Raw genomic sequence first — 18,688 nt, 5'->3', positions numbered from 1 at the left:
GCAAACATCCATGCATGTATGTTTGCGTTACCATCGCGTGCCCGGGGTTTGCCCTTACCCGCGACAATCGCCCGTTGGCCCTTTTTCCGAATCCCCTGAAACCCTGAATGCCTGAGCACCCACAACTGGTCGAACTGCGCAACGTGACGTTCTCGTACGGCGAGCGCGTCATCCTGCGCGACGTGTCGCTGTCCGTGCCGCGCGGCAAGGTGACGGCGCTCATGGGCGCCTCCGGGGGCGGCAAGACCACGGTGCTGCGCCTCATCGGCGGACAGCAACGGGCGCAGCAGGGCGAGGTGCTGGTCGCCGGCCAGGACGTCGGCCGCATGGATTCCAAAGCCCTCTACGCCGCGCGCCGGCGCATGGGCATGCTGTTCCAGTTCGGTGCGCTGTTCACCGACATGAGCGTGTTCGAAAACGTGGCCTTCCCGCTGCGCGAGCACACCGACCTTCCCGAAGAGCTGATCCGCGACATCGTCCTGATGAAGCTGCATGCCGTGGGTCTGCGCGGTGCGCGCGACCTCATGCCCAGCCAGATCTCGGGCGGCATGGCACGGCGCGTGGCGCTGGCCCGTGCGATCGCGCTCGACCCCGAACTCATTCTTTATGACGAGCCCTTTGCCGGGCTCGATCCGATCTCGCTCGGCATCGCGGCCCAGCTCATCCGCCAGCTCAACGATGCCATGGGCCTCACCACCCTGATCGTTTCGCACGACGTCGAAGAGACCTTCCGCGTAGCCGACCACGTGATCGTGCTCGGCCCCGGCACCGTGGCTGCGCAGGGCACGCCCGCAGAAGTGCGCGCCAGCAAGGACCCGCTGGTGCACCAGTTCGTGCACGCGCTGCCGACCGGCCCCGTGCCCTTCCATTACCCCGGCCCCGAGGTCGAGGACGATTTCGGCCCCACCCCCGGAGGTGTGCGATGAGCTGGTGGCGTCCTTCCGATGTGGGCTTCGCGGTGCGCAGCCAGCTGGCCGGCGTGGGCCGTGCGTCGCGCCTGTTCGTTCGCCTGATCGGCCTCTTCGGCGCCACGCTGCAGCGGCCCGGGCTGGTGCGCGACCAGATCCATTTCCTGGGCAACTATTCGCTGTCCATCATTGCCGTGTCGGGCCTGTTCGTGGGCTTCGTGCTCGGCCTGCAGGGCTACTACACGCTGCAGCGCTACGGCTCGGCCGAATCGCTGGGCTTGCTGGTGGCGCTGTCGCTGGTGCGCGAACTGGGCCCGGTCGTCACGGCGCTGCTGTTCGCCGGCCGCGCGGGCACTTCGCTCACGGCCGAGATCGGCCTGATGCGCGCGGGCGAGCAGCTTTCGGCCATGGAGATGATGGCCGTCGATCCGGTGCGCCGCATTCTGGCGCCGCGCTTTTGGGCCGGCGTGTTCACCATGCCGCTGCTGGCGGCGGTGTTCAGCGCGGTGGGCGTGATCGGCGGCTGGGTCGTGGGCGTGCTCATGATCGGCGTGGACGGCGGCGCCTTCTGGGGCCAGATGCAGGGCGGCGTGGACGTGTGGAAGGACGTGGGCAACGGGGTGCTCAAGAGCCTCGTTTTCGGCGTCACCGTCACCTTCATCGCGCTGCTGCAGGGATATTTGGCCAAGCCCACGCCCGAAGGCGTGTCGCGGGCCACCACGCGCACGGTGGTGATGGCGTCGCTCGCCGTGCTGGGGCTGGACTTCGTCCTCACCGCCCTGATGTTCAGTATTTGATGGGCCGCACGCCGGGCCGACTAGGAAAACACACACCATGCAGCATTCCAAGAACGATATCTGGGTCGGCCTGTTCGTCCTGCTGGGCGGGGCGGCGCTGGTCTTTCTGGCCTTGCAGTCGGCCAACCTGCTCCGGCTGAATTTCCAGACCGGCTACCAGGTCACGGCCCTGTTCGACAACATCGGCGGCTTGAAGCCCCAGGCGGCGGTGCGCAGCGCCGGCGTGGTGGTGGGCCGCGTGCAGTCCATCACCTTCGACGACAAGAGCTTTCAGGCCAAGGTGACGCTGGAGTTGCAAAAGCGCTACGCCTTCCCCAAGGACAGCTCGCTCAAGATTCTCACGAGCGGCTTGCTCGGCGACCAATACATCGGCATCCAGGCCGGTGCCGACGAGGCCAATCTGGCCGAAGGCGACCGGATCACGTCCACCCAGTCGGCGGTGGTGCTGGAAAACCTGATCGGGCAATTTCTTTACGGCAAGGCAGAAGGCGGCGGCGGCAGCAGCAGCGCAGCGCCCTCCAGCACAGGTGGCAAAAAATGACGACAACAACGACCATGAAAAGGGCCCTGGCCCACGGCGGCGCACTCGCACTGGGCGCGCTCTTCCTGACGGGCTGCGCGAGCGGCCCGGGGGCCAACCCGCGTGACCCGCTGGAGCCCTACAACCGCAGCATGACGAACTTCAACGAGAACGTTGATTCGATCATCCTGCGGCCTGTCGCCACGGCCTACCGCGACGTAACGCCGCAACCCGTGCGCACTGGCGTCAGCAACTTCTTTGCCAATCTGAACGATGCCTGGTCGTTCGTGAACAACCTGCTGCAACTGCGCGGCGAGGGCGCGCTCAACAGCCTGGTGCGCTTCAACGTGAACACGGTGTTCGGCCTCGGCGGCGTGTTCGACGTGGCCAGCGAAATGGGCGTGGACCGCGCCAAGCAGGACTTCGGCCTCACGCTCGGCCACTGGGGCATTCCCACCGGCCCGTACCTCGTGCTGCCGCTGCTCGGCCCCTCGACCGTGCGCGACACGCTCGCGCTGCCGGTCGATGCCAAGGGCGATCTCGTCTCGTACGTGGACCCGGTGTCGGCGCGCAACTCGCTGTATGCCCTGCGCGTGGTGAACATCCGCGCCAACCTGCTGCGCGCCAGTTCGGTGCTGGACACCGCGGCGCTCGACAAGTACAGCTTTACCCGCGACGTGTTCCTACAGGTTCGCAGCCAGGAAGGCGGCGCGCCGGCCAGCAATGGCGATGAAGAATACGACGATGGCGGCGGCAAGCTGCCCGAAGAGCCGGCTCGCTGAGCCACGGCGGCAATTGCAATTGCAACGATAACTGCGAGGGCGCGTTGCCGTTGCAGTTGCTTGCATCCGTGCACGGGCCCGACGCATCTTTGGCCCGGCCCGCCCCGAAAATGAATGAAGCGAAGGCGCCGCTGTTGCGCGCCCGAAGAAGGAACGACAAGATGATGAATCGACGCACTCTGACCCAAGCAGCCCTTTGCACCGCCGCCGTCCTGTGGCTGGGCGCCCCGCTCGCCGCGCTGGCGGCCGAAGAAGCCCCCGATGCGCTGGTCAAGCGCCTGTCGGCCGATGTGCTGGACACCGTGCGCAACGACAAGAGCATCAAGTCCGGCGACGTGAACAAGATCATGGCCCTGGTCGACAAGACCATCCTGCCGCACGTCAACTTCCGCCGCATGACCGCCGCCGCGGTGGGCCCGGGCTGGCGCCAGGCCACGCCGGACCAGCAAAAGCGTCTGCAGGACGAGTTCAAGACGCTGCTGGTGCGCACCTATTCCGGCGCTTTGAGCCAGGTCAACGACCAGACCATCACCGTCAAGCCGCTGCGCATGGCCGCCGACGACAAGGACGTGCTGGTGCGCACCGAGATCCAGGGCCGCGGCGAACCGATCCAGCTCGACTACCGCCTGGAAAAGACCCCCGGCGACGGCGCTGGCTGGAAGATCTACAACCTGAACGTGCTGGGCGTGTGGCTGGTGGAAACCTACCGCGGCCAGTTCGCGCAGGAGATCAACGCCAAGGGCGTCGATGGCCTGATCGAATCGCTCGTGGCCCGCAACAAGGCCAACGCCGCCAAGGGCGGCTGACCGCCGGCCCTGACGGACAGACCACCATGCTCGTGCTCCCCTCGGAACTGACCCATGCCCAGGCCAATGCGAGCCTGCGCATGCTGCTGCAGGGCTTGAAGGCCAACCGCGACGAGTTGCTGGTGGTGGACGCCAGCGCGCTGGCCACGTTCGACTCGTCGGCGCTGGCGGTGCTGCTGGGCTGCCGCCGCGCGGCGCTGCTGGAAGGCAAGCGCTTCGAGGTCAAGTCGCTGCCCGAGGGCCTGCAAAAGCTCGCGGGCCTTTACGGCGTGCGCGAATTGCTGCCCGCCGCCTGAGGTTTTCACGCTCCGGGCCTTTCACGGGCCCCGGGCCGTTCCTTCGGCCGGCACGGTCACCAGGCTTGCCTGGCAGCCGGTCCGGCCTTTTCTTTCCCATCGCCTTGCGCGGGCACCGGTCGCCGGCACGCCGTAAAATCCCCGGCTCCCATGCCCGCAGTCTCCTTCCAGTCCGTCTCCAAGACCTATTCCACGCCCAAAGGCCCTTTCCAGGCGCTCGACCATGTCAGCCTGGACATCGAGGAGGGCGAGTTCTTCGGCCTTCTCGGCCCGAACGGCGCGGGAAAGACCACCCTCATCAGCATTCTTGCCGGCCTCGCCCGGGCCACCAGTGGCCATGTGCGCGTGCAGGGCAGCGATGTCCAGACCGATTTCGCCGCCGCCCGCCGCAAGCTGGGCGTGGTGCCGCAGGAACTGGTGTTCGACCCGTTCTTCAATGTGCGCGAGGCCCTGCGCATCCAGTCCGGCTACTTCGGCGTGAAGAACAACGAAGCCTGGATCGACGAACTGCTGGAAAACCTGGGGCTGGCCGACAAGGCCACCTCCAACATGCGCCAGCTCTCGGGCGGCATGAAGCGCCGCGTGCTGGTGGCCCAGGCGCTGGTGCACAAACCCCCGATCATCGTGCTCGACGAACCCACCGCTGGCGTGGACGTCGAGCTGCGCCAGACGCTGTGGCACTTCGTCGCCCGCCTGAACAAGGAAGGCCACACGGTGCTGCTGACCACCCATTACCTGGAAGAGGCCGAGGCGCTGTGCAACCGCATCGCCATGCTCAAGCGCGGCCGCATGGTGGCTTTGTCCACCACCTCCGACCTGCTGCAGGGCGCTTCGACGAACGTGATGCGCTTCAAGACCGACGATGCGCTGCCGCCCGCGCTGGCGGCCGTCGCCCGGGTGACCGGCCGCGTGGTGCAGTTGCCCGCCCAGGACGCGCAGGACATCGAACGCCACCTGGCCGTGCTGCGCGCCGCGGGCGTCACCGTGCATGACGTGGAGATCCGCAAGGCCGACCTGGAGGATGTGTTCCTCAACGTGATGGCGCAGGGCAGCTACCCCGACCCGGCGCGCGAGCCCGCGCCGCCCGAAGGGCCCGAGGCCACGGCCGAAGGCGGGGTGCGCCTATGACCGGCTGGCAAACCCTTTTCTACAAAGAGGTGCTGCGCTTCTGGAAGGTGAGCTTTCAGACGGTGGCCGCTCCGGTGCTCACGGCGGTGCTGTACCTGCTGATCTTCGGCCACGTGCTGGAAGACCATGTGAAGGTCTACGACCGCATCAGCTACACCGCCTTCCTGATTCCCGGCCTGGTGATGATGAGCATTCTGCAGAACGCCTTCGCCAACAGTTCGTCCAGCCTGGTGCAGAGCAAGATCATGGGCAGCCTCGTGTTCGTGCTGCTCACGCCGCTGTCGCACTGGGCCTGGTTCGTGGCCTACGTGGGCTCGTCCATCGTGCGCGGGCTGGTCGTGGGGCTGGGCGTGTTCGTGGTGACGCTGGCGTTCGCGCGGCCGGAGTTCGCGGCGCCGCTGTGGATTCTGGCGTTCGCGCTGCTGGGCGCGGCGCTGCTGTCCACGCTGGGGCTGATCGCCGGGCTGTGGGCCGACAAGTTCGACCAGATGGCGGCGTTCCAGAACTTCGTGATCGTGCCCATGACGTTCCTGTCGGGCGTGTTCTATTCCATCCAGTCGCTGCCGCCTTTCTGGCAGACGGTGAGCCACCTGAACCCGTTCTTCTACATGATCGACGGCTTTCGCTACGGGTTCTTCGGCCAGAGCGATACCTCGCCCTGGCTCAGCCTGGGCATCGTGGGCATCGCGTGGCTGCTGGTGAGCGCCCTGGCCGTGCACCTGCTGCGCACGGGCTACAAGATCCGGTCATGAGCCCTTCACCTCTCCCGAACCGCTCCGTGGTCGGCTGCCGTGGGGTGGCCGATACGGCCAGGACGGCCGAGGTGGCGCCTGCGGCCTGCGCCTCGTGGCCTCAAGGCCTGCACAACGCAATGGATCACTTACATGACTGCAGACCAACTCAAAGACCTCATCAGCGCGGGCCTGGCCTGCGACCACATCGACCTGGAAGGCGATGGCCGCCATTGGTACGCCACCATCGTCTCGGCCGAGTTCGAAGGCAAGCGCGCCATCCAGCGCCACCAGCGGGTGTACGCCACGCTGGGCACCCGCATGCAGACCGACGAGGTGCATGCGCTGTCGATGAAGACCTTCACGCCCGCCGAGTGGGCCGCCCAGGGCGCCTGACGCCTGCGCACCTTTTGCTCACTTTTTAATAGCTATCTGCCGGCGTATTTATTGCGCTGGTGGCACTTTTGACTGAAACATCGGGCTTGATGCCATGGACAAACTCCTGATTCGCGGCGGCCGCGCGCTGCATGGCGAGGTGCTGGTTTCCGGCGCCAAGAACGCCGCCCTGCCCGAACTGTGCGCGGCGCTGCTCGCGGCCGAGCCCGTCACGCTGCTGAACGTGCCCCAGTTGCAGGACGTGGCGACCATGCTCAAGCTGATCCGCAACATGGGCGTGGCGGCCGAGCGGTCGGACGACGGCACCGTGCGCATCGACGCCAGCGCGCTGTCCACGCCTGAAGCGCCGTACGAACTGGTCAAGACCATGCGCGCCTCGGTGCTCGCGCTGGGCCCGCTGCTGGCACGCTTCGGCGAGGCGACCGTGTCGCTGCCGGGCGGCTGCGCCATCGGCTCGCGGCCGGTGGACCAGCACATCAAGGGGCTCACGGCCATGGGCGCCGAGATCCTCGTGGAGCATGGCTACATGATCGCCAAGCTGCCGGCAGGGCGCACCCGCCTGACGGGCGCGCGCATCACGACCGACATGGTCACCGTGACCGGCACCGAGAACTTCCTCATGGCCGCTACGCTGGCCGAGGGCGAGACGGTGCTGGAGAACGCCGCGCAGGAGCCCGAGATTTCCGACCTGGCCGAGATGCTGATCGCCATGGGCGCCAGGATCGAAGGCCACGGCACCAGCCGCATCCGCATCCAGGGCGTGGAGCGCCTGCACGGCGCCACGCACCGCGTGGTGGCCGACCGCATCGAGGCCGGCACGTTCCTCTGCGCCGTGGCGGCCACCGGCGGCGAGGCGCTGCTGCGCCACGGCCGTGCCGACCATCTGGACGCCGTGATCGAAAAGCTGCGCGAAGCCGGGGTGCAGATCCAGGCCGAGGCCGATGGCATCCGCGTGAAGAGCGCCGGTGCCGCGCACCTGCGGGCGCAGGGCTTTCGCACCACCGAGTACCCGGGGTTTCCCACCGACATGCAGGCCCAGTTCATGGCGCTGAACGTGGTGGCGCAGGGCACGGCCACGGTCACCGAGACCATCTTCGAGAACCGCTTCATGCACGTGGACGAGCTGGCGCGCCTGGGTGCCCGCATCCAGACCGACGGCAAGGTCGCGGTGATCGAGGGCCTGGGCAGCGCCGCCGGCCGCCTGTCGGGCGCCACGGTGATGGCCACCGATCTGCGCGCTTCCGCCAGCCTGGTCATCGCCGGCCTTGTGGCCGATGGCGAGACCGTGGTGGACCGCATCTACCATCTGGACCGCGGCTACGACTGCATGGAAGCCAAGCTGCGCGGCCTGGGCGCCGACATCGAAAGGGCGGCATGAGCCGCCGCCCGGCTTCCTGGCGCATGGCGACCGGGCCCACTCTTTCTTCACACGTATGACCATGATCACTCTTGCCTTGTCCAAGGGCCGCATCTTCGATGAAGCCCTGCCCATGCTGGCGGCCGCCGGCATCGAGGTGCTGGAAGACCCCGAGAAATCGCGCAAGCTCATCCTGCCCACCAACGACCCCGCCGTGCGCGTGGTGCTGGTGCGCGCCTCCGACGTGCCCACCTACGTGCAGTACGGCGGCGCCGACCTGGGCGTGACGGGCAAGGACACGCTCATCGAGCACGGCGGGCAGGGGCTGTACCAGCCGCTGGACCTGCAGATCGCCAAGTGCCGCGTCAGCGTGGCCGTGCGGGCCGACTTCGACTACGCGCAGGCGGTCAAGCAGGGCTCGCGCCTGAAGGTGGCGACCAAATACACGTCCATCGCGCGCGATTTCTTCGCGACCAAGGGCGTGCACGTGGACATGATCAAGCTCTACGGCAGCATGGAGCTGGCGCCCCTGACCGGCCTGGCCGACGCCATCGTCGATCTGGTGTCCACCGGCAACACGCTCAAGGCCAATCACCTGGTGGAGGTGGAGCGGATCATGGACATCAGTTCGCACCTGGTGGTGAACCAGGCGGCCCTGAAACTCAAGCAGGCGCCGTTGCGCCGCATCATCGACGCTTTTGCGTCGGTCATTCCCTCGGGCAGCTGAAGTTGCTCGGGCGCCTCAGATCGCTCCCCCGAAGTGTCCGGGACACGGCAGAATCCGGGCTGTGTCGAGAAAATTGTTTCTCGATGCATCTTATGTTTCAAAAATCTGAGGTGTTCCATGTTCAAAAAAATCTTGGTGCTGGGTTGTCTGGCTCTGAGCGGCGCCTCCTTCGCCGCCGATGCGGACTTCACGCTGGTCAACCGCACCGGCTATGCGCTCAACGAGGTGTACATCTCGCCCACCAAGATGGACAAGTGGGGCAGCGACCGCCTGGGCCGCAACCAACTGGTGAACGGCGCGTCGCGCAAGTTCAAGTTCGGCGACACCAAGCATTGCGTGCAGGACATCAAGGTCGTGTTCACCGACGATTCGTCGGAAGTCGAGTGGGAGGGCTTCAACCTCTGCGAACTCGACAAGATCACGCTCAAGTACAACCGCAAGACGGGCGACGTATCGGCAGAGACCGAGTGAGCCCGGCGGTTCTTTCTTCCTTTTCGCGATAGAGATCGAGATAGAAAAACCATGAAAGCCACGCCTGTTCGTTTGCGTACCGATAGCGCCGATTTCGAGACCGCTTTCCGGGACCGCCTGCATTGGTCCGCCGAGACCGATGCCGCCATCGAGCAGCGCGTGGCCGACATCCTGGCCGATGTGCAGGCCCGCGGCGACGACGCCGTGCTGGAGTACACCCGGCGTTTCGACGGCCTGGCGGTCGATTCCATGGCGGCGCTGGAGCTGTCGCAGGACGAATTGAAAGCCGCTTTCGACGCCATTCCCGCCGTGCAGCGCAAGGCCCTGGAGGCCGCCGCCGCCCGGGTGCGCCGCTATCACGAAGCCCAGAAGCGGGCCAGCGGCGAAAGCTGGAGCTACCGCGACGAAGACGGCACGCTGCTCGGACAGAAGGTCACGCCGCTCGACCGCGTGGGCATCTATGTGCCGGGCGGCAAGGCCGCATACCCCTCGAGCGTGCTGATGAACGCCATTCCCGCGCACGTGGCGGGCGTGGGCGAGATCATCATGGTGGTGCCCACGCCGCAGGGCGCGCGCAACCCGCTGGTGCTGGCCGCCGCGCACGTGGCCGGCGTGACCCGCGCCTTCACCCTGGGCGGTGCCCAGGCCGTGGCCGCGCTGGCCTATGGCACGGCCACCGTGCCGAAGGTGGACAAGATCACCGGCCCCGGCAATGCCTATGTGGCGAGCGCCAAGAAGCGCGTGTTCGGCACCGTGGGCATCGACATGATCGCGGGCCCGAGCGAAATCCTGGTGCTGGCCGATGGCTCCACGCCGCCCGACTGGGTGGCCATGGACCTGTTCAGCCAGGCCGAACACGATGAACTGGCGCAATCCATCCTGCTGAGCCCCGACGCCGCTTACATCGACGCAGTGCAGGCCGCCATCGACCAGTTGCTGCCCACCATGCCCCGCGCCGAGATCATCGCCAAGAGCCTGAACGGCCGTGGCGCGCTGATCCTCACCCGCGACATGGAAGAGGCCTGCGCCATCAGCAACCGCATCGCGCCGGAACACCTGGAGGTATCGAGCCGCGACCCGCACCGCTGGGAACCGCTGCTGCGGCATGCCGGTGCGATCTTCCTCGGGGCCTACACCAGCGAATCGCTGGGCGATTACTGCGCCGGTCCCAACCACGTGCTGCCGACCAGCGGCACGGCCCGCTTTTCGTCGCCGCTGGGCGTGTACGACTTCCAAAAGCGCAGCAGCCTGATCGAAGTGAGCGAGGCCGGCGCGCAGACGCTGGGCAAGATCGCCGCCGAACTGGCCTACGGCGAAGGCCTGCAGGCCCACGCGCGGGCGGCCGAGATGCGGATCAAGGCCTGACCCGGGCCACCCTGCGTCCGCTCTTTGTGCGCTTAAGGTATTGCATTGGCTGCGGTGCCTACGGAGTGACGTGCCCGATGGCCGAACCAGCCTGGTCGTTCACCCAATCCAGGCTTTTGCCTTTGACGCACCAAGCTGAGTCGCGGACCCAATCGGTGAACCACATAGTCGGGTTGCCCTGCAGTTCCGAGCAAACGGAGTAGCCCAGGCTTGGCATGTAGAAGCGCTGTACTACGGAGGTGACGGGGACCAGCAGCAAAGCAATCCCGCTTGCGACGACCGCAGCATTGGCTGCGAACTCAAACTTCTTGATGAGGCGGTCACTACAGGGTATTGCTCGCATCACGCCCACCACAATGCCTAGCAGGCAAAAAAGTGCGATGAACGGGGCTAACTGTGCGCCAGGTGCGATCCGGACCGCTGGAGCCCGCACTACAATGGCAGCGACCGTGGGGACGAGGATGTAGGCCACCATCAAAGCGGAGCCAATGATCAGCCCTATGTACAGCGGAATGCCCCACACGAGAAGCTTTCGGATTTGCTTGATATCGTTCATCGCAGCAGTGGTTTTCAGTAGCGCACGCATGTGATACGGCATAGCCAGTCTCTCACGCCTCGGTCGATGGCGCGGCCAGCCTCTACTTTCTTCTGTTCGATGGCGTCACGCAGTTCGTCCTGCCAAGATTGCGCAGCAGTGTTGATGTAGTACATGCCCTGGGCCGTTTGATCGGGGATCATCTTGAGCGCAGCGATCACCTTGCTTTTGACTCCATAGCTGTTGTCCAGATAATTCAGCCCCGTGCCGATACCAAAGGCGACAACGGCCATAACAACCAAAGGCAACACGGCCACGGTGGAGACAACCCCTCCGAAAGTGGCTGCTGCACCGTAGGCGATGAGTGCGCCCAGTCCCGCCTTTACAGCCTCCACACCGATCCCACCTACCAAGTCATACATGGTCTTCTCATCGTTGAACATGAAGTCCATCAACTCGATACCCGTGGAGACGACCACGCCCAGCATGAAGCCGCCCTTGGCAATGCCCTGCAGGCTCTTGATACCGAGACCCAGTTGCAGCATCTTTGGGTTTGTCGCGAGGTAACGGGTGCCCTGCAGGGCGCTGCTGCGCCTTGCCGAGTAACCCTTAATGATGATGTATGTGCCAGTCGCCGTGTTCTTGATGAAACTGCCCACCCCGCCCATACCGAGCGCGTTCAGTGTTTTGACGATCGCCAGCGCATCATTGGCACCTTGGGCGGCCGGTCCCACCCAAGGCTCACCCGCATTTGGACTGAACGTCTTCTGCCAGTACTGCCCGAACGTAGACTGAGACAGCATCTTGCGCAGGCTAAATTCCAGCGCCGCGTTGTTCTGAGCCTTGTCCTGCAAGATGCTCATGAATTGACCCTGTGTCAGCACCAAGACGTCCACCTGGTTCTTGTCCATGGACTGGGCCAGGGTCTGTCCATAGCCGACGTTGAAGAACGTGGCCGCAAGTTCTGCGCTCATTCAATCCCCCCTCGAGATTGTGTTTTTGTTGGGGGCGAATGCTAAACGCAGACTGAAACGGAGAAGACGGCAAGATGAAACAAGATGTTTAACCTAGAGTTAAGTGTTTGGTAACCCATCCGCGAGATATTCGGGAATGCCGTAGCGAACTCGTTTGAAGTTACCTCGAAGGTAAACGGTTATTAATTCAAATCGCACGAACTTGTGCACCACGAAGTTCGTGTAGCATTTCAGCCATGAAGAACGTGACCATCACCATGGACGACGCCGCCGCCGAATGGGTGCGGGTGGAAGCTGCCAAGCGCGGCAGCAGCGTCTCACGGCTGGTGGGTGAGTGGCTGGCCGAGAAGATGCGCCAGGAAGACGCCTATGCGCAGGCCATGCGCGAGGCGCTGAGCTTCGAGAGCTGGGGCGCCTCCGACGGCCCGTATGTGCCGCGCGAAATCCTGTTCCGGCGATGAGCACCGTTCCCATCTTTGTGGACACCGAAGTGCTGCTGTGCAGCGTGGATGACCGCGATCCGGTCAGGCAGGCGCGGGCACGCGAGTGGCTCGCGTTCTGCTGGCAAACGCGCAGTGGCCGCGTCAGCTCGCAGGTGCTCAACGAGCTGTACAACCAGGCCATCCAGCGATTTCGCGGGCCGCAAACGCTGCAGCAGGTGCGCGCCCAGGTGCGGCGCTTTCGCGTGTGGCAACCGCCGCACCTGGACGCCTACACCGTCGATGGCGCGTGGGACCTGCAGGACCGCTACGGGCTGGGCTACTGGGATGCGCTCATCCTGTCTTCGGCGCACCAGCAGGGTTGCCGCTACCTGCTGACCGAAGCGCTGCCGCACGACCAGCCCATGGACGCCGTGCGACCCATCAACCCCTTCCTCATCGCCCCCCACGAACTGGACACCGCCGAATGACGAGCACCGCCACGCCCCCTGCCACTGCCGCCAATGCCGCCTCCCTGGCCGCAGGCGCCCTCGACCGCATCCGCCCCGACGTGCGCGCCATGCATTCGTACGCCGTGCAGCCATCGGCGGGCATGCTCAAGATGGATGCGATGGAAAACCCGTTTCGCTTGCCGGACGCGCTGCAAAAAGCCTTGGGTGAACGGCTGGGCGCGCTGGCGCTCAATCGGTATCCCGGCGACCGCATCGCCGATCTGAAAGCCGCGCTGGCCGCCTATGCGGGCATGCCCGTCGGTCACGCGATGGTGCTGGGCAACGGCTCCGACGAACTCATCACCTTGCTGGCACTGGCCTGCGCCCAGCCCGGTGCGGGGCAGCGCGCCACCATGCTCGCGCCCATGCCCGGCTTCGTGATGTACCCGTTGAGCGCGCAACTGCAGGGGCTGGATTTCGTCGGCGTGCCGTTGACGGCCGACTTCGAACTCGACGAGCCCGCGATGCTCGCCGCCATCGCGCGGCACCGTCCGGCCATCACCTACATCGCCTACCCCAACAACCCCACCGCCACGCTGTGGGACGAGGGCGCCGTGCAGCGCATCATCGACGCGGTGGGCGCGCAGGGCGGCCTCGTTGTGATGGACGAGGCCTACCAGCCCTTCGCCAGCCGCACGTGGATTGACCGCATGCGCGCCGAGCCGGCCCGCAACGCGCACGTGCTGCTGATGCGCACGCTCAGCAAGTTCGGCCTGGCTGGTGTGCGGCTGGGCTATCTCATCGCCCCGGCCGCGCTCGCGGCCGAGATCGACAAGGTGCGCCCGCCCTACAACGTGAGCGTGCTCAACTGCGAGGCGGCGCTGTTCGCGCTCGAGCATGCCGACGTGTTCGCGGCCCAGGCTGCCGAACTGCGCCAGGAGCGCACCGCGCTGCTGGCCGCGTTGCGCGCCCTGCCGGGCGTCGAAAAAGCCTGGGACAGCGAAGCCAACATGGTGCTGCTGCGCGTGGCCGATGCCGCCCGCACCTTCGAGGGCATGAAAGCCCGCAAGGTGCTCGTCAAGAACGTTTCTACAATGCACCCATTGCTGGCCAACTGCCTGCGCCTGACGGTCGGCAATGCGGCCGACAACGCCCAGATGCTCGCCGCGCTCCAGGCTTCCCTATGACCTCTTCTGCACTCGTTCCTTCCGTCCCGTCCGACAGCTCCGATGCCGACCGCATTGCGGAGGTGTCCCGCAACACGGCCGAAACCCGCATCCACGTGTGCGTAAACCTCGACGGCACGGGCGAAGCCCGCCTGTCCACGGGCATCGGCTTTTTCGACCACATGCTCGACCAGATCGCGCGGCACGGCCTGATCGACCTGCGCATCGAGTGCGAAGGCGATCTGCACATCGACGGCCACCACACAGTGGAAGACGTGGGCATCACCCTCGGCCAGGCGTTCGCGCGGGCCGTGGGCGACAAGAAGGGCATCCGCCGCTACGGCCACGCCTATGTGCCGCTGGACGAAGCGCTGTCGCGGGTGGTGGTCGATTTCTCGGGCCGCCCGGGGCTGCACCTGCACATTCCGTTCACGGCCGGCAGCGTCGGCGGGTTCGACACGCAGCTCACCTACGAATTCTTCCAGGGCTTCGTGAACCACGCGGGCGTCACGCTGCACATCGACAACATCAAGGGCATCAACGCCCACCACCAGTGCGAGACGGTGTTCAAGGCTTTCGCCCGCGCGCTGCGCGCCGCGCTGGAGCGCGACCCCCGCGCGGCCGGTGTCATTCCCTCCACCAAAGGGTCCCTCTAAGGTTTAAGCCAAATTGGCATCCAGCGCTTATCCAATATGCGCAAGCAGCTATGAAAAGTGAAGCAAAAACCGTGGCCGTCGTCGACTACGGCATGGGCAACCTGCGCTCCGTCTCGCAGGCCGTTCAGGCCGCGGCCGAGGGCACCGGGTGGACGGTGGTCGTCACCTCCCGCCCCGAAGAAGTGCGCGCCGCGCAGCGGGTCGTGCTGCCAGGGCAGGGCGCCATGCCCGACTGCATGCGCGAACTGCGCGAATCCGGTCTGCAGGCTTCGGTGATGGAGGCCGCCGCGGCCAAGCCGATGTTCGGCGTGTGCGTGGGCATGCAGATGCTGCTCGATCGCAGCGCCGAGGGCGACACGCCCGGCCTGTCGCTGATCCACGGCGACGTGCGCAAGTTCGACCTGGGTGGCCGGCTGCAGCCCGATGGCAGCCGCTACAAGGTGCCCCAGATGGGCTGGAACCGCGTCGCCCAGATGCCCCACGGCGGTGCGGTGCACCCGGTGTGGGCTGGCGTTCCAGACCAGAGCTACTTCTATTTCGTGCACAGCTTCTACGCGCGCCCGCTGGATGCGGCGCATTGCGCGGGCGAAGCCGACTACGGCGGCCCCTTTGCAGCGGCCGTTGCGCGCGATAATATTTTTGCCACGCAATTCCATCCGGAAAAGAGCGCGGAGCACGGCCTGGCGCTCTATCGCAACTTCCTTCACTGGAATCCCTGATCCTCAACCCCCCTGCCGGGCCTGTGGCCTGGCCTGGCACCTCCTAGCCTTTCCATCATGCTGCTCATCCCCGCCATCGACCTCAAGGACGGACACTGCGTGCGCCTCAAGCAAGGCGATATGGACCAATCGACCACCTTCGGAGAAGACCCCGCCGCCATGGCGCGCAAATGGGTCGTCGCCGGGGCGCGCCGGCTGCACCTCGTGGACCTGAACGGCGCATTCGCCGGCACGCCCAAGAACTACACGGCCATCAAGTCCATCCTGAAGGAAGTCGGCAGCGACATTCCGGTGCAGCTCGGCGGCGGCATCCGCGACCTGGACACGATCGAGAAGTACATCGATGGCGGCTTGCGCTACGTGATCATCGGCACCGCCGCCGTGAAGAACCCGGGGTTCCTCAAGGACGCCTGCAGTGCCTTCGGCGGCCACATCATCGTCGGCCTGGACGCCAAGGACGGCAAGGTCGCCACCGACGGCTGGAGCAAGCTCACCGGCCATGAAGTGGTGGACCTCGCCAAGAAGTTCGAGGACTGGGGCGTCGAATCCATCATCTACACCGACATCGGCCGCGACGGCATGCTCTCGGGCATCAACATCGAAGCCACCGTCAAGCTGGCGCAGTCGCTCACCATTCCGGTCATCGCCTCGGGCGGGCTGGCCAACATGGCCGACATCGAGAAGCTGTGCGCGGTGGAGGACGAAGGCATCGAAGGCGTGATCTGCGGCCGTGCCATCTACTCTGGCGATCTGGATTTCGCGTCGGCGCAGACCCGTGCCGATGAACTGAACGGCGTGGCCTGAAGCACGCCGGGCGACGGCGGCCCGGTCGCCGCTTTCGCCTTATTAAGCGCTGAATTCACGGCTCCCGGCACCGGGAGCCGTTTTTCGTTCCAAGGGGCCCTGGGCCCGTTTTGGCGGGCCGCGCCTCCGCGCCTCCGCGCCTCAGCAGCCTGGCAAAGCCCGTCCCTGGTTCACCGCCGCCACCGTCTGCAGCAGGCCCGTCCAGTACGACGGCAGGGCGTCCCAGGGGTTGCCGACGTCGGCCACGGGGTCGTATTCGAGGTTCGTCATGTAGATGGGACCGGCGTTGTAGCGGTTCGATGCCGCCGACTGCACGGCGCGCTGCATGTCGGCGCAGGTGGCGGTGTTGTGCACCAGCGAACTCTGGCGGCTGTTGGACAGCGTGTACAGCCAGGGCGTGGTGCGCGGGTCGTAGCTGGCGTAGGTGACGTTGCGGCCTTCGAAGGTGACGAGTACGTCGGCCACCGCGGCGTAGCCGGCAGACGGCACCATGCCGGGGTTGCCGATCACCCGCAGGCTGGCGTCCTTGGCCTTGATGTAGCTGTAGATCTCACGGTAGAAGTCGAGCCGCGTGGTTTCGGAGGCCATCTCGTCCAGGAAGATGCCGCTGATCGCCCCGCGCCCGAAGAGCGCGATGTAGTTGTCGATGTTCGCCTTGATGCTGGCCAGCGAGCGCGATCCCGTGCCGTAGCCCGTGAACACGTAGCCCACCACCTTGCCGCCCGCGGACACGAACGCGTTGACGGCGCTGACATAGCTGGCCTCGGCGGTGGTGAACACGCCGTTGTTGGGGTTCAGGATGGCCGTCACCGAGACGGCCGGATTGGCCGCCGCGCCGCTGGCCAGCAGGGCCCAGCCCTGGCTCGACGCCGGATGGAAATATGCGGGCACCAGCACCTCCAGCGCTGCAGGCGCCGGGCGCAGATACACCACGCGCGTGGCGGTGACCGACTGGCCCGAGACGGTGGTGGTGGCGCTGATCTCCTGGCGGCCGGCTGCAGCGCCTGTCAGGGCGGCCGTCGCCACGCCGGCACGGGTGGCGCCCGTGGTGGAAAACGGGCCGGGCAGGGCGGAGAAGCTCACGGCCGTGCCGTCTGCCGCGTCCACGCCGTTGACGGTGACGCGGGCCGTGACCGACAGCGCGGCAGTGGCGGTGAAGACGGCCTCGGCCTCGGGCGCGGTCAGGGTGATGGCGATGCTGGTCGGTGTGGGCGTCGTCGGCGTCGTGGGGTCGCTGGAGCCGCCTCCGCCACCGCCGCCGCATGCGGCCAGCAGAGCGGCCAGGGACAGGCCGCACCAGCGGCTGATTCGGGCAATGCGGGAGGTGGGGGCAGGAAGGCGGTGCATGGTGGTTCCTCGGGCGGAGCAGTGCAGGGCGGATGGGCGTTGGCGAGATTGTCGGTTCGCAGGTGGGTTGGCACCAGGGGGCGATCAGCAGTTGGGCGGGGTGGCACCCCGATTCACGGCGTCCACGGTGCCCAGCAGCTGCGTCCAATAGGCCGGCAGCGTGTCCCAGGGGTTGCCTTCCTGGGTGTCGGGGTCGAAGGTGTCGTCCGTCACATAGATGACGCCGCTGTTCATGCGCGCCGTGGCCGCCGCGCGCACCGAAGCCTGCATGGCGGCGCAGTTGGCGGCATCGTGCACCAGGGCGTTCTGGCGGCTGTTGGCCAGTTGGTAGAGCCACCCGCCCGTGGCGCGGGGGTCGTAATCGGCAAAGCTGGCCTGCCGGTTCTCGAAGGTCACGAGGGTGTCGGCCACGGCGGCGTAGGCTGCATCGGGCACGGTGCCCGGGTTGCCCACCACGCGCAGCGTGGCGCCCTTGCTCTTGATGTAGTCGAAGAGCTGCCGGTAGTAGGCCAGCCGGCCGGGCGCCGATGACATCTCGTCGATGAAGAAACCGCTCACGACCCCCGTGCCGTAGAGGCTGAGGTACTTGTCGATGTTGCCCTTGACCTTGCTGATCGAGCGCGACCCGTAGCTGGTGTAGACATAGCCCAGCAGCTTGCCCCCCGATTGAACGAAGGATCGGGCGGCCGCCGTGAACTCGGGGTTGGCGCGGGTGAAGACGCCGTTGTTCGGGTTGAGGATGGCGGTGACGCTCACCGATGGATAGGCCTGTGCGCCAGCGGCCATGGCGTCCCAGGGCGAGCCTGCCGATGGGTAGAAATACGCCGGCACCAAGATTTCCATCGGAGCGGGCGGCGGCCGCACATACAGCGTGCGGCTGGCGGTGGCCGCGCCGCCGCCGCTCAGCGCAACCGATGCGGTGAGCGTCTGCCGTCCCGTCGCGGTGGGCGTGAATGCCGTCACCGCCTGGCTGCTCAGCAGCGAAGCCGCCAAGGGGATGAAACTGCCGGAAGTGGCGGAAAAATCGATGGGCAAGCCGTCTGCGAGGATGGCGGCGCCGGACTGCAGCGTCAGCGAGACCGGCACGGTGGCTCCCAGATCGAAAACGGCCTGGTCCGGCGGGGTGTCGAAGGCCACCTGCGCACCGGCTGCCGCGGCCTCCGCCTTCTGCCCGGCCACTTCGGCAGGTTCGCTGCCACTGCCTCCACCGCCCCCTCCGCAGGCGGAGAGCAGTGCCGCCGACATCAGCCCTGCGAGGGCCGGAGCACTCCAGCGAAACAAGGTTCGGCCCAGCGATGCGCCATGGATCGTCTTCGGCATGACTCCCCCCTT

The 18,688-nt window shown here is 66.2% G+C and carries 23 protein-coding genes; 19 read left to right on the top strand and 4 right to left on the bottom strand.

Going from position 1 to position 18,688, the window contains the following annotated elements; translation table 11 throughout:
- Nucleotides 1-107 precede the first annotated feature (107 nt).
- From BLT03_RS10345 to hisD, 13 genes are all read left to right on the top strand, one after another.
- Nucleotides 108-926, top strand: coding sequence for an ABC transporter ATP-binding protein (locus BLT03_RS10345; protein WP_092743255.1), 819 nt, complete (start codon nucleotides 108-110; stop codon nucleotides 924-926).
- On the top strand, nucleotides 923-1,705 hold the full coding sequence (gene mlaE / locus BLT03_RS10340) for a lipid asymmetry maintenance ABC transporter permease subunit MlaE (protein ID WP_092743253.1): 783 nt from the start codon (nucleotides 923-925) through the stop codon (nucleotides 1,703-1,705). The genes BLT03_RS10345 and mlaE overlap by 4 nt, the downstream gene beginning before the upstream one ends.
- Before the next feature lie 37 nt (nucleotides 1,706-1,742).
- Nucleotides 1,743-2,246, top strand: coding sequence for an outer membrane lipid asymmetry maintenance protein MlaD (mlaD, locus tag BLT03_RS10335; RefSeq protein WP_092743251.1), 504 nt, complete (start codon nucleotides 1,743-1,745; stop codon nucleotides 2,244-2,246).
- Nucleotides 2,243-3,007: an MlaA family lipoprotein gene (locus BLT03_RS10330; RefSeq protein ID WP_092743249.1), complete on the top strand. Its 765-nt coding sequence runs from the start codon at nucleotides 2,243-2,245 to the stop codon at nucleotides 3,005-3,007. Before mlaD ends, BLT03_RS10330 begins: the two co-directional genes overlap by 4 nt.
- Nucleotides 3,008-3,168: 161 nt before the next feature.
- Entirely contained in the window at nucleotides 3,169-3,813 is a 645-nt protein-coding gene (locus tag BLT03_RS10325) for an MlaC/ttg2D family ABC transporter substrate-binding protein (protein WP_092743569.1), read from the top strand.
- Nucleotides 3,810-4,109, top strand: a complete 300-nt coding sequence (locus BLT03_RS10320; RefSeq protein ID WP_491899760.1) for an STAS domain-containing protein — start codon at nucleotides 3,810-3,812, stop codon at nucleotides 4,107-4,109. Before BLT03_RS10325 ends, BLT03_RS10320 begins: the two co-directional genes overlap by 4 nt.
- A 150-nt stretch (nucleotides 4,110-4,259) precedes the next feature.
- Entirely contained in the window at nucleotides 4,260-5,237 is a 978-nt protein-coding gene (locus BLT03_RS10315; protein WP_092743245.1) for an ABC transporter ATP-binding protein, read from the top strand.
- A complete protein-coding gene (locus tag BLT03_RS10310; RefSeq protein ID WP_092743243.1) occupies nucleotides 5,234-5,989 on the top strand; it encodes an ABC transporter permease in 756 nt (251 codons plus the stop codon). The genes BLT03_RS10315 and BLT03_RS10310 overlap by 4 nt, the downstream gene beginning before the upstream one ends.
- A gap of 132 nt (nucleotides 5,990-6,121) precedes the next feature.
- Nucleotides 6,122-6,364 carry a BolA family protein gene (locus tag BLT03_RS10305; RefSeq protein WP_092743241.1) on the top strand — a complete coding sequence of 81 codons (243 nt, stop codon included), beginning with the start codon at nucleotides 6,122-6,124 and terminating at the stop codon, nucleotides 6,362-6,364.
- 94 nt (nucleotides 6,365-6,458) lie between these two features.
- Complete coding sequence (murA, locus tag BLT03_RS10300) at nucleotides 6,459-7,742, top strand: UDP-N-acetylglucosamine 1-carboxyvinyltransferase (protein WP_092743239.1); 1,284 nt, start codon at nucleotides 6,459-6,461, stop codon at nucleotides 7,740-7,742.
- A gap of 61 nt (nucleotides 7,743-7,803) precedes the next feature.
- Nucleotides 7,804-8,448 carry an ATP phosphoribosyltransferase gene (hisG, locus tag BLT03_RS10295; protein ID WP_434802343.1) on the top strand — a complete coding sequence of 215 codons (645 nt, stop codon included), beginning with the start codon at nucleotides 7,804-7,806 and terminating at the stop codon, nucleotides 8,446-8,448.
- A 117-nt stretch (nucleotides 8,449-8,565) separates the two neighbouring features.
- Nucleotides 8,566-8,919, top strand: a complete 354-nt coding sequence (locus tag BLT03_RS10290; RefSeq protein WP_092743235.1) for a hypothetical protein — start codon at nucleotides 8,566-8,568, stop codon at nucleotides 8,917-8,919.
- Nucleotides 8,920-8,970: 51 nt separating this feature from the next.
- Nucleotides 8,971-10,284, top strand: a complete 1,314-nt coding sequence (gene hisD / locus BLT03_RS10285; RefSeq protein WP_092743233.1) for a histidinol dehydrogenase — start codon at nucleotides 8,971-8,973, stop codon at nucleotides 10,282-10,284.
- 58 nt (nucleotides 10,285-10,342) lie between these two features.
- On the opposite strand, the gene BLT03_RS10280 is transcribed toward hisD, so the two are convergent.
- Both BLT03_RS10280 and BLT03_RS10275 read right to left on the bottom strand, forming a co-directional pair.
- Entirely contained in the window at nucleotides 10,343-10,840 is a 498-nt protein-coding gene (locus tag BLT03_RS10280; RefSeq protein WP_092743231.1) for a hypothetical protein, read from the bottom strand.
- Nucleotides 10,841-10,854: 14 nt separating this feature from the next.
- The gene (locus BLT03_RS10275; RefSeq protein ID WP_092743229.1) at nucleotides 10,855-11,793 is read right to left on the bottom strand and encodes a hypothetical protein; all 939 of its coding nucleotides are present in this window, start codon (nucleotides 11,791-11,793) and stop codon (nucleotides 10,855-10,857) included.
- A gap of 236 nt (nucleotides 11,794-12,029) precedes the next feature.
- Here BLT03_RS10275 and BLT03_RS10270 point away from each other — a divergent pair, with 236 nt between their 5' ends.
- The 6 genes from BLT03_RS10270 to hisA are packed head-to-tail and all read left to right on the top strand — an operon-like array spanning nucleotide 12,030 to nucleotide 16,009.
- Nucleotides 12,030-12,254 (top strand): CopG family transcriptional regulator, encoded by a 225-nt coding sequence (locus BLT03_RS10270; RefSeq protein WP_092743227.1) that lies wholly within the window; start codon nucleotides 12,030-12,032, stop codon nucleotides 12,252-12,254.
- The gene (locus BLT03_RS10265) at nucleotides 12,251-12,703 is read left to right on the top strand and encodes a PIN domain-containing protein (RefSeq protein WP_092743225.1); all 453 of its coding nucleotides are present in this window, start codon (nucleotides 12,251-12,253) and stop codon (nucleotides 12,701-12,703) included. The genes BLT03_RS10270 and BLT03_RS10265 overlap by 4 nt, the downstream gene beginning before the upstream one ends.
- Complete coding sequence (locus tag BLT03_RS10260; RefSeq protein ID WP_092743223.1) at nucleotides 12,700-13,851, top strand: pyridoxal phosphate-dependent aminotransferase; 1,152 nt, start codon at nucleotides 12,700-12,702, stop codon at nucleotides 13,849-13,851. Before BLT03_RS10265 ends, BLT03_RS10260 begins: the two co-directional genes overlap by 4 nt.
- Nucleotides 13,848-14,486 carry an imidazoleglycerol-phosphate dehydratase HisB gene (gene hisB, locus BLT03_RS10255; RefSeq protein WP_092743221.1) on the top strand — a complete coding sequence of 213 codons (639 nt, stop codon included), beginning with the start codon at nucleotides 13,848-13,850 and terminating at the stop codon, nucleotides 14,484-14,486. Before BLT03_RS10260 ends, hisB begins: the two co-directional genes overlap by 4 nt.
- A 50-nt stretch (nucleotides 14,487-14,536) precedes the next feature.
- Nucleotides 14,537-15,205: an imidazole glycerol phosphate synthase subunit HisH gene (gene hisH, locus BLT03_RS10250; protein WP_092743219.1), complete on the top strand. Its 669-nt coding sequence runs from the start codon at nucleotides 14,537-14,539 to the stop codon at nucleotides 15,203-15,205.
- Nucleotides 15,206-15,262: 57 nt separating this feature from the next.
- Nucleotides 15,263-16,009 (top strand): 1-(5-phosphoribosyl)-5-[(5-phosphoribosylamino)methylideneamino]imidazole-4-carboxamide isomerase, encoded by a 747-nt coding sequence (gene hisA / locus BLT03_RS10245; RefSeq protein WP_092743217.1) that lies wholly within the window; start codon nucleotides 15,263-15,265, stop codon nucleotides 16,007-16,009.
- A 141-nt stretch (nucleotides 16,010-16,150) separates the two neighbouring features.
- Here the strand turns inward: hisA and BLT03_RS10240 are convergent, their stop codons facing one another.
- A complete protein-coding gene (locus tag BLT03_RS10240; protein ID WP_092743215.1) occupies nucleotides 16,151-17,356 on the bottom strand; it encodes a spherulation-specific family 4 protein in 1,206 nt (401 codons plus the stop codon).
- An 84-nt stretch (nucleotides 17,357-17,440) separates the two neighbouring features.
- On the bottom strand, nucleotides 17,441-18,676 hold the full coding sequence (locus tag BLT03_RS10235) for a spherulation-specific family 4 protein (RefSeq protein ID WP_092743213.1): 1,236 nt from the start codon (nucleotides 18,674-18,676) through the stop codon (nucleotides 17,441-17,443).
- Nucleotides 18,677-18,688 lie beyond the last annotated feature (12 nt).

It is taken from the genome of Paracidovorax valerianellae (assembly GCF_900102625.1).
In the GTDB taxonomy this organism is placed as follows: Bacteria; Pseudomonadota; Gammaproteobacteria; order Burkholderiales; family Burkholderiaceae_C; genus Paracidovorax; species Paracidovorax valerianellae.
Note: the sequence above shows the minus strand (reverse complement) of the source record. Positions and strands in the feature narration are given on the sequence as shown.